Source organism: Paracoccus sp. (in: a-proteobacteria) (assembly GCF_032007265.1).
GTDB lineage: Bacteria > Pseudomonadota > Alphaproteobacteria > Rhodobacterales > Rhodobacteraceae > Paracoccus.
Genome location: NZ_DALZMB010000131.1, coordinates 1 through 9,202, shown reverse-complemented (window position 1 = coordinate 9,202; position 9,202 = coordinate 1). Strand labels below are relative to the sequence as shown.

The window sequence follows — 9,202 nt, the reverse complement described above, 5'->3', positions numbered from 1 at the left end:
GGGAAGATAAAGCTCAACCATTTTATTGCCCTCCCTGTTCATTTTGAACAGATGAAGGACCAAACCCGAACGGTCCCAGAAAATTGAGGCTAAAAGCTGCTGGCATTTCGTTTCCCTGACATAAGACAGATCAAATATTGCAGGTATTTATATACCACAAAACTGCCGCCAAACCAAAGCTATTCCGGTGTTTCCCCAGCCTCAAACGCCCTGTGAAATGCGGCTTTTGCTGCTGGATCGAGCGTTTCAAAGGCAAGGATTCGCAGCGCGTCATGCCGCCCCATCTTGTCGAAATCACGGCTGCCATCATTGCGGCGCGACAGAAGCGAAAAGCGCAGGATGCCATCGCGATCGATGCCAGCTGCAAGCCATGCGCCAATGCGAAGCCGCTGCTGTGCAAACTCGTCGATAGAAAGGGAATAATCCCCGGTGGCGATGCCGTGGCCGATATAAGCCATTACCGCATTGGGCTTCACGCGATCCGTGTGGCTCGGGAATGTCAGCGCCGCGTCAAAGTCGATGGGTTCGACATGATCCACGCCCCCTCTGGCCAGCACCGCACGATAAACGCGGCGCAGTGCCTCCTTCGCGGCAGGGTTCGTCACTGGCACCAGCTCACCCGCATACGAGTCCAGGCTGTTCTCTGCCCACTCTTGTGCAGTGGCTTCGGCATTCTCGGCCAAGGCTTTGCGGAAGACCCGGCGCCCAACTTGACCAAGCCCGCTCATATATCCGTTCATGCTGCTGTCCTTTCCATGTTCTGACGCTTGCGGATATTGCCGACGGTTTGCGGGCTGACCCCGACGCGGCGGGCAATCTCCCGATCCGAGAGGCCCTGCCCAGCGCGCAGCAGATCAAGGACGGCGGCGCGGCGGTCGGCGATGGTCGCGTGTCCAGATTGGACGGATGCCGTGAACGCGGCGAAATCATCCCGCAGAGCGGCAATCAGCGCCTTGTCCTCTTCGATGCCTCTGGAGAATTCACGATTGGCGAGAAAATCCAGCCACTCGATCCGCGCAGCAACGCCCTCGGCGCTGGGCGTGCGCAGGTTGTCCAAAAGATGCTCCAGCGCTGAGCACCAAGCACTCTCCCATGGATTGGGGTCATGGTCAGGGCAGAAAGCAATTCTGTGACGGGTCCGTTCCTCTTGGTCGCGATATGCAGCCCACGCGCCTTGGACTGTATCGGGCACCAAAACTGCGGCCCGTATTGCCTCCCACATCTGGGGGTTTGGACCATCACAGAACTTGAAATCCCGATAACCCCAGAGTGTGCCCGACGGCTCCTCGAAAGGGGCAAGTGCATCGCGCAAGGCGGCTTCAAGCGGCGTCGGCTCAAAGACAGCTTCCTCGGAGCCGTAGAGCGCCAGCAGCTCCTTGCAGCGGGCCTGACGCTTCGCCTCCTGCTCTGATCGGCGGGCGGCCTCGCGGGCCTTCCAGCCGGGTTCCTTGGCCTCCATCCAGTCGCCGAAGTCCTGAAACGGATTCGTCGTCGTGAAGGGATTGCTTGCCTGCGGGTTAGGGGCTGCGTCCAATATGGACAACGCCGCCGCAAGGGTCATTCCCGCCTTGGCAGCCAGCACCTCGGCGCGGGAGCGCGCCGCTGCCTTTTCGCCATCAGTGGCCCCTTTGTCCATCAGAGCGCGCAGCTTGCGGAGCTTGTCTGTGTCCAGTTTAGACGGCTGTTTGCTCATGCCTGTCCCTTTCCGTGTTCTTGGCTCTGACCATGCAGCGCCTGCCGCCGCTTGGCCCTGTAGGCATCGAGAATGAGGATGTTGCGCAGATCCACGCCGCGCTTGCGGAGCGCCTCTGCCAGCTCTGCCGCATTGATTTCGTAGAGGGCTGCCCGCGTATCAAAGTCCATGTCTGGCCCCCTGTGTCGCGGGTGTCGCGGCGTCGCAGTCTCTCGAATCTGGGTCATGATGTAGCGGAAGTAGCGAGTGCAGCGGCGTAGCAGTGGGGTGAATCAAGGTTATCCGGCCAGAACGGCTGCGAAGCCTGTCAGGAAAATTGCCAAAGCTGGATGGTGCGGGAAAACCAGTGCCTTCATGCTCGAAGAAGCAGAGTTCATCAGAGTCGATCGCGAAGGCCTCTACTTTGCTTTTGCCTCCCGCTACACCGCTTCACTCGCTACTTTCGCTACACGGGATGGAGTTTGTAGCGGTTGCAGCGGATGTAGCGGCGTAGCAGATGTGTCTATTCTCGGCCTCAAGCGTCATAGCTGGCCCGCGCGATCCGGTAAGCTTCTTTGCGATTGGCCCCGCGGATCAGCTCGCCCCCCGGAAGAGGCACAAGCCAGCCATGCTTGACCAAGACCCCTATGGTTGCCTTTGCCACCTTGCTTTCACGCAGGCTGTTTGGACCGTATTGTGTGACCTCTCGCGGGGTCACTTCTTCGAACGACCAGCTATCCACCAACCAGCGCCGCAGCAGCTCGGCACGGGCCGTTTCCTCCGAGACGGCACCAGCCTCTGCCAGCCTTCTTGCCTCCCCCAAATAGAAGCCCGCGAGGTCGATGCCCCATGTCATCGCGACAGGCCCGACTTCGGGCGCATCGAGGTCCGTCCAGAGGGTCAGAACTCCGGCGATGCGCGCGGCCTGCTCAGCGGCTTTCGAGGCGTATGAGCGGACGTGCTCCATCTGGCCGCCCAGCGCTTGGGCGCGCTCTACGCGCTCGTAGAACTGCCACAGCAACTCCTTGGCGCCTGTTGAGAGAGGCAGGCGCACAGGGGCCACCTCGCGCTCCGTGCTGCCCGCAGGCATAGGCCGAGCCAGAATCTCCCCCAAGCGTTGCGTGAAGGCCCCAAGGTTCAAATCACTGCCGCTGTCGTGGCCGCGGCGCAGGCGCGTCCCGATAGCGCTGGGCGGCTCTGTGATCAGGAAACGGGCAAGGAAACCTTGGCCAGATGCCAAAGGGTCGGCAAGGAACGGATGCGCAATGATCGGCTGGACCATAACGTGCATGGAGAGCCGCCGCCCAGGATAGTCGCTGGTGCCATCCCCGGCACGCATACGGGTCAGCTTGTCGCCATTCCAGAGGCTGGAGTAACCGGCGATGGTCTTGAGGCGATTGTCCGCGTTCATGCCGTGGCCGCCGATAAAGCTGCCGCCTTCGTCCGTGAACAACCCGACTGAGGGACGCCCTGCCTGATAGAACTTGAACAAGCCTTCAATGGTCGGCTCTTGGAAGGTCAGGTTCGGCTTCAAGGGCTCTGCTGGCCCCGCGCCAATGGCTTTCAGATCGGCCTCGGCCTTTGCGGCTTTCATGGGGTCGATGCCCGCCGCCGCCTCCATCAGCCGCTTGCGCTTGCCGCGCCAAATCTCAGCGGCCACTTCGTATTCAGCGAAGGCGTCCCGATAATCGGCAGCCTCTCGGGCCTCGTGCTCGCGGATGCCGTTCATCAGCAGGCGGTCACACGACGATTTGCGCTCGCCGCTCTCGGCAATGGTCAGGCAAAAGAGCGAACAAGGGGCTGAACCACCCCCGAGGATTTCCACATCGGCAAAGCCCTGCACAGCCAATGCCGCGATGGATAGGGCCGACTGCGCCGCAATGGCGGCAGGTGCTTGCGAAATGTCCTCCACCGCCTCCACGACCGCCCTGAGCGGCCCGAGGGCGTGGACAGGATAGGGCTCGCCCTGCGGAATCTCCCGCATGAGCGGCTGCGGCCCCTCGGTCTTGAAGGGGATTGGCTGCGGCATATCGGGATGGAATGCGGGCGCGGTCATACTGCGGCCCCTTTCGTTCTGAGAATATCGTTCCAGTCCCGTCCCTCGGGGGCTGGCAAAAGGCTGACCGTCCAGCCCAGCGAGACGGCGCGATCCGCCAGCTTATGTGCGGCGAGCCGTCCGGGTTCATCGCCATCAGGCGCAATCGTGAGCCTGCCGGGGCGCTGGGGAAGATGCAGGCCAGCAACTCCAGCTGTCGAAAGCGCAGCCCAGACCCGCGAAGGCGCTTGCAGGAGGCCGCTAGGCAGACTCAGTGCCGTTTCCACACCCTCGGCCACCACAAGCGCACCGCCGCCGTCAGCGACTCGCACAGCCCCTCCCAGAGCAGCCCCAAGCATGGCCTTGGCCGGTTCCAGCCCGGCCTTGCCGCTGCCGTCAGGGCGCAGGTAGGTGCGATGAACGGCAAGACGCGGCAGCCCATCGATCCGAGCGACAAGCGCCGGTGCGCGCTGGGCGCTGGGGTGCCAGCACTCGGGGTGAAAGCGCAGGCTCTCCGGCAAGGCGCAGGTGATGCCCCGTCCACGAAGATAGGCCTCGGCAATCGTCCCATTGATCGGCAGCGCTTCCCGCCAGCAGGCCAGTGCCCGCTTTTCGACCTTGGCCGCCTCGGCTTCGGCCTCTGCCTTCCGGCGGCTCAGCTCTGCCGGATCGAGTGGCTGGGGGCGATAGTCGCCCCCCAGCAGTCCGCGCGCTTTGATGGCGTCCAGAATGGACAGGAAGGCGCACCCTGCCTTGCAGTTCAGAAGCAAGCGCCCATCGTCGGCATCAGTCAGCGTCAGGCTGGGGCGGGTATCGCCATGAGCAGGACAGCAGGCCACGCCATAGCTGCGATACCAGCGGCCACCAAGCGAGAGCGTCAAGGACTGTGCATCGCTCATGCGCGGCCCCCTAGCCGTTGGCAGGCTCGGAGCGCGGCAACCCGTGCTTGGCCTTCATCAACCATGGCACTGACTTCGGAGGCGATGCCCAGACGTTCGGCCAAAACCAGCAGTGAGCCACCAGCCACCGCCAGATGCTCATGAACCGCATCCAACGTCTCGCAGACTTCGCGATAGTTGGTACGCGGCGTGCGGTCGATCAGCTTCCGGCTTGTCAGAGCGATGCTGACAGCTGCGGCGAGGATCTGAGCATCGCTGGGCTCATCCTGCGCGCTCATGCCTCACCGCCTTCCTGCGCGGCTTGCAGAGCGGCCAGCACGTCCGGCAAGAGCGCGCGCTTGAAGGCCACGCCCTTGCGGCTGGGGCGCATCTCGCCGTCCTCTGCCTTGAACCAGACGCGGAGATTGACCAGTTGCACACCCTTAAAGTCGTCAACGGTCAGGCGCAGCTCCTCGCGGCTGTTCTTGGGGATGATTGCCAGGTCCATCAGTGGCACCCCACACGGCCGAGAGACACGTTCGAGCGCAGGACATATCGCGCGTGCCTGCCGGGGAACGGGCCGTCATGCTGTTCGTGGATCGTCTCGATATCCACGCCCGCGCCGCGCAGCTTGTGGACATAGGCCGACCAGCGCGGGCCGGGGTGATCGATCGGAGTGCAGCCTTTTGGGCCTGCCTGCATCAGGGATTCCAGCGCCCATCGGTCGCGGCCCTTGGTGATAATCGTGCGCTGGCTGTCTGCTCCGTCGCGCACCGTGAAGGCCTGTGCGGGCCATTGCTTGGTGAAGGTCATGCCTTGCCTCAATGCTTGCGGGCAAGAGCGTCACGCGCTACATTCGAGGTATCCTGATACCTGCCAAATATTGCACCGCCGCCCCTTGCCTCGGGGTGGCGGTTTCTTATGCGGCTGCCCGGCTGGCAGTCTTGGCAGCTTCCCATGCTTCGAGCTCGACGAGCTTCCAACGGGTGCAGCCGGGCGTCAGGGTTACGGGCTTGGGGAAATTCGGATCAGTCTTTGCCCAGCGCCATGGGGTGGTGCGGTGGACCCCATAGCGGGCAGCGATTTGCGTATCTGCGAGGAAGGTGTCGGCCATTGCCATGCGCTCCAATCAATTGCGATTGGTGGCAAACTGTCGCTAAAAGCTCAAAAAGAGAACAATGCCAGAACAGACAAAATATGGAAGCTATTTTGCACCCGCTTTTGGCGCTATTTTCTGCCTTTTTGCGCTCGTTTTTGGCGGGCAATATGAGCGGCACGTTGGATCGATCGGTCGCTAATCGACCTATTCAGGTGTGCTTCAACCTCTTTGGCGACTACTTTCCAGTCACCAGTAGGCACTTCATCGTAAAGCTCATCAAGTGCCTTTGCCGCATCTGACACCACCCCCGGACGCCCGCGCTTCCTCGTAGGGGAATCCTGTTTGTCTTCAATCGCATCAAGAGGAGCTAAGTACGCAGCGAATTCTTGGACATCAAATGACTCTTCAACACAGAGAGCCCACCCTCTGAAGGGGCTAAGCTTCCGAGCGACTTCCCTTAGATTCCACCTGCTTTCACCTAAGCTCTCTAGGTCTTCGGGATCTGGCGTCGTGATGGTGAAATATTCCTCATCGATAAACTGAAAATATCCTTCAGCTTCAACTATGGCACGCATAAGAAACCGACACACGTCATCCACGGAACCGTCCGCGAGAGGTGCCACCAGCCCTTTGCATGCTTCCTTTTCTGCAAAAAAGGCCCACGACGGTTTTAAAACCACGCCGCCAGGTGAGCAAATCCTCACGTGGCAATCTCTATCCTCTAGCAATATCGCCACCATGGCCGAATCAATAGCGTCTCGGTAGCATGGCTTCAAAATCTCTGGGAGCGAGCTTTCTAGAAACTCTTGCTCTCGGGATTTTACATAGCCGTCAGTTAAATCCCAAATCTCATCCATCAAATTCAGCAGAGACTTATATCCTTCGGCAGCCCACATTAGCCTATCCTCACCACTTGGGCCCCAGACCGGACATTCCCGGTCAGGTAATCCGCCCATGCCGCCATCATCATGCGGCGCTTCTCAACCATGTCTCCGCGCCGGTATGACGCCTCAACTGCGTTCCCGACCTTATGCGCCAGCGCGACCTCGGCCATGTCACCGGGGAAATGCGTGCGCTCTGCCACCCAATCGCGGAACGTGCTGCGCAGTCCGTGCGGGACGGCTGGGCGCTTGTTCACTCGATCCACGAATCCCTTGCCGTCTGCATCTAAATCAGCCGCGTGGACGCGCTTCATTGTCGCGCTAAGGGTCATGTCTGACATTTCGCCGCCACGTGGTGCCGGAAACACCAGCGGGTTGCCCTCAAAGCGAGGCAGGGCTTTCAGCAACTCGACCGCCTCGGGTGAAAGCGCCACCCGGTGCTCTCTGTCCATTTTCATGCGGGCGGCTGGGATGGTCCAAAGCCCTTTTTCGAGGTCGATTTCCTCCCACAGCGCCCCGCGCACTTCACGGGACCGCGCAGCCGTCAGCGCCGTGAACTCCAGCGCACGGCTCCCCATGCCCTCGCGCCTTCTGATTTCCTCAAACCAGCGCGGCGCATCGTCAATCTGCACGGCAGGGTGATTTTCCTCCTGCTTGACCTTGGAGGGCGCGGGCAGAAGCTCTTTCAGATTGCCCGCCCAGCGCGCAGGGTTATCGCCAGTTCTGTGCCCCGCCACTGTCGCCCAAGACAGCACCGATTCAATGCGTCCGCGAAGACGTGAGGCCGTCTCGGTCTTTTCTGTCCAGATCGGCTCAAGCACGCGCAACACATCCTGCACGGCAATTTCGTCAACCAGCAGTTTGCCAAGCTCGGGCATGGCATAGGTTTGGAGAGTGTTCCGCCACTGGTCCCGATGCTTGGCATTTTTGAAGCCTTCCAGCTTTGCATCCAGATACCGCGCGGCTGCATCTGCGAAAGTGAGGCCGCGCCGCCGCGCCACTTCCAAGGCCGCACGGGCCGATCTCCGCTCTTCCACGGGGTCTATGCCGCGCCGGATCTGGTCTTTGGCCTCTCGCGCCCTGTCTCGGGCCTGCGCCAGCGTCACATCGGGGAAACCGCCCAAGCCAATCTCGCGCCGCCGCCCGCCCACCGCGACGCGAAGCAACCATGTGCGCCCGCCGTTCGGTGTGATCTGGAGCAGGAGCCCGGAAACGCCCCCAACCGCAAACGTGGCGTTGCCGCCCTTACCGGGATGCTCCAGCCTCTTCACGTCCAGTGCAGACAGCTCTTTCGCAACCCTCGGCATCTGCGCCCCTCATAATACCCGCCTAAGACTATGCATTCGGTCGCAACAGATTGCAACAGCTCGCAACAGTGGTTCTCAGTAAAATGCGTGTATTCATAGATGTAACTGCGATTTCAGGCGATGAAATGCGACGGAACAATGGCGGCCTTCCACTCCGCCACTTGCACATTGCAAACCCGAAAACAGGTCCCTCGCGGGGCCTTTTTCTTTATGTGCCAAAGGGGTTTGCAGAGACCATCCGCCCTTCGGAGACTGGCCGCCTGCGCGAGTTCGGTCTCCGAACGCCCGGCGTCTCTTTCCATCCGCCCTGTGCTCTCGGCGAGACGGATTCACAATCCCCATACATTTCAATGAACTGACCGGATCGCCTTGCGCCCGTGTTTCCCCGGTTCCGGCTTGTCTCAAAACAGATGGCGACGCGACACGGGCGGCGTGGTCATTGGTATATCTTGGGAGTTTCGCGCGAAGTCTCTGATGACAAACGCAGTTTCGGCCCCTAGCCTGGCGCAATGTCAAATGGGGCTTGGACCGATCAAGAGAACGACCTGATCGTCGCGGATTACTTCGCGATGCTGGCCGACGACGTCTCTGGTCGCCCTTACAACAAGGCCGAGCACCGGCGCGGACTTCTGCCGCTGTTGAACGATCGCTCCGAGGGATCGGTCGAGTTCAAGCACCAGAACATCAGCGCGGTGCTGAAGGGGCTGGGTGAAGACTGGATCCCGGGCTACAAGCCCGCCTTCAATTTCCAGATGACGTTGGTGGATGCTGTGGCGCGTTGGCTGGCGCTGAACCCGGCCTGGCTCGGTCGCCATTCGCGTACAGGAGCGCCGACTGGCCTAGCCGACGCCGCGCCGATCTGGATCGGGCCGCCGCCCACGCTGTCGAACCAGCCGCCGCCGCAGGAGCTGGAGCAGATGCTGCACATCGCCCGCAAATTCGATGTCGCGGCGAGAGACGAGCGAAACCGCGCCCTCGGCCGTGCCGGTGAGGAGCGCGTCCTGGCGCACGAACGAGCCGCCCTGAAATCAGCGGGCCGCGACGATCTTGCGCGCAAGGTCAGGTGGGTGTCGGAGGAGGATGGCGATGGTGCCGGCTACGATATCGCCAGCTTCGCGACGGACGGCCGCCCGCGCCTGATCGAGGTGAAAACGACGAATGGCTGGGAACGCACCCCCTTCCACATTAGCCGCAACGAGCTGGCCGTGGCCGAGGAGCGGCGTTCGGAATGGTCCCTGTTCCGGCTCTGGAACTTCGCGCGCGAACCGAAGGCGTTCGGTAATCCTCCCCGTTTTAACGGGGTTTGGCCGTAGAGTTCACGCAGCCATTT

Annotated in this window: 12 protein-coding genes; 1 reads left to right on the top strand and 11 read right to left on the bottom strand. The window is 61.4% G+C overall.

Translation table 11 applies throughout. The annotated features are described in order from the left end of the window. Positions 1 to 179: 179 nt before the first annotated feature. From RTS12_RS18560 to RTS12_RS18510, 11 genes are all read right to left on the bottom strand, one after another. The gene (locus RTS12_RS18560; protein ID WP_312531165.1) at positions 180 to 683 is read right to left on the bottom strand and encodes a hypothetical protein; all 504 of its coding nucleotides are present in this window, start codon (positions 681 to 683) and stop codon (positions 180 to 182) included. 53 nt (positions 684 to 736) lie between these two features. Then, positions 737 to 1,561, bottom strand: coding sequence for a helix-turn-helix domain-containing protein (locus RTS12_RS18555; RefSeq protein WP_312531163.1), 825 nt, complete (start codon positions 1,559 to 1,561; stop codon positions 737 to 739). Between the two features lie 128 nt (positions 1,562 to 1,689). After that, positions 1,690 to 1,863, bottom strand: coding sequence for a hypothetical protein (locus RTS12_RS18550; protein ID WP_312531161.1), 174 nt, complete (start codon positions 1,861 to 1,863; stop codon positions 1,690 to 1,692). A 344-nt stretch (positions 1,864 to 2,207) separates the two neighbouring features. Further along, a complete protein-coding gene (locus RTS12_RS18545) occupies positions 2,208 to 3,728 on the bottom strand; it encodes a YfjI family protein (RefSeq protein ID WP_312531160.1) in 1,521 nt (506 codons plus the stop codon). After that, positions 3,725 to 4,606 (bottom strand): toprim domain-containing protein, encoded by an 882-nt coding sequence (locus tag RTS12_RS18540; protein WP_312531158.1) that lies wholly within the window; start codon positions 4,604 to 4,606, stop codon positions 3,725 to 3,727. The genes RTS12_RS18545 and RTS12_RS18540 overlap by 4 nt, the downstream gene beginning before the upstream one ends. Next, positions 4,603 to 4,884 (bottom strand): hypothetical protein, encoded by a 282-nt coding sequence (locus tag RTS12_RS18535; RefSeq protein ID WP_312531156.1) that lies wholly within the window; start codon positions 4,882 to 4,884, stop codon positions 4,603 to 4,605. The genes RTS12_RS18540 and RTS12_RS18535 overlap by 4 nt, the downstream gene beginning before the upstream one ends. After that, on the bottom strand, positions 4,881 to 5,093 hold the full coding sequence (locus tag RTS12_RS18530; protein ID WP_312531154.1) for a transcriptional coactivator p15/PC4 family protein: 213 nt from the start codon (positions 5,091 to 5,093) through the stop codon (positions 4,881 to 4,883). The genes RTS12_RS18535 and RTS12_RS18530 overlap by 4 nt, the downstream gene beginning before the upstream one ends. Continuing rightward, entirely contained in the window at positions 5,093 to 5,398 is a 306-nt protein-coding gene (locus RTS12_RS18525) for a hypothetical protein (protein WP_312531153.1), read from the bottom strand. The genes RTS12_RS18530 and RTS12_RS18525 overlap by 1 nt, the downstream gene beginning before the upstream one ends. 106 nt (positions 5,399 to 5,504) lie before the next feature. Continuing rightward, the gene (locus RTS12_RS18520) at positions 5,505 to 5,699 is read right to left on the bottom strand and encodes an AlpA family phage regulatory protein (RefSeq protein WP_312531151.1); all 195 of its coding nucleotides are present in this window, start codon (positions 5,697 to 5,699) and stop codon (positions 5,505 to 5,507) included. A gap of 113 nt (positions 5,700 to 5,812) precedes the next feature. Further along, positions 5,813 to 6,580, bottom strand: coding sequence for a hypothetical protein (locus RTS12_RS18515; protein ID WP_312531150.1), 768 nt, complete (start codon positions 6,578 to 6,580; stop codon positions 5,813 to 5,815). Next, on the bottom strand, positions 6,580 to 7,872 hold the full coding sequence (locus RTS12_RS18510) for a phage integrase central domain-containing protein (protein WP_312531148.1): 1,293 nt from the start codon (positions 7,870 to 7,872) through the stop codon (positions 6,580 to 6,582). The genes RTS12_RS18515 and RTS12_RS18510 overlap by 1 nt, the downstream gene beginning before the upstream one ends. A 509-nt stretch (positions 7,873 to 8,381) precedes the next feature. Between RTS12_RS18510 and RTS12_RS18505 the strand changes: the two genes are divergently transcribed. After that, entirely contained in the window at positions 8,382 to 9,185 is an 804-nt protein-coding gene (locus tag RTS12_RS18505; protein ID WP_312531146.1) for a DUF3883 domain-containing protein, read from the top strand. Positions 9,186 to 9,202 lie beyond the last annotated feature (17 nt).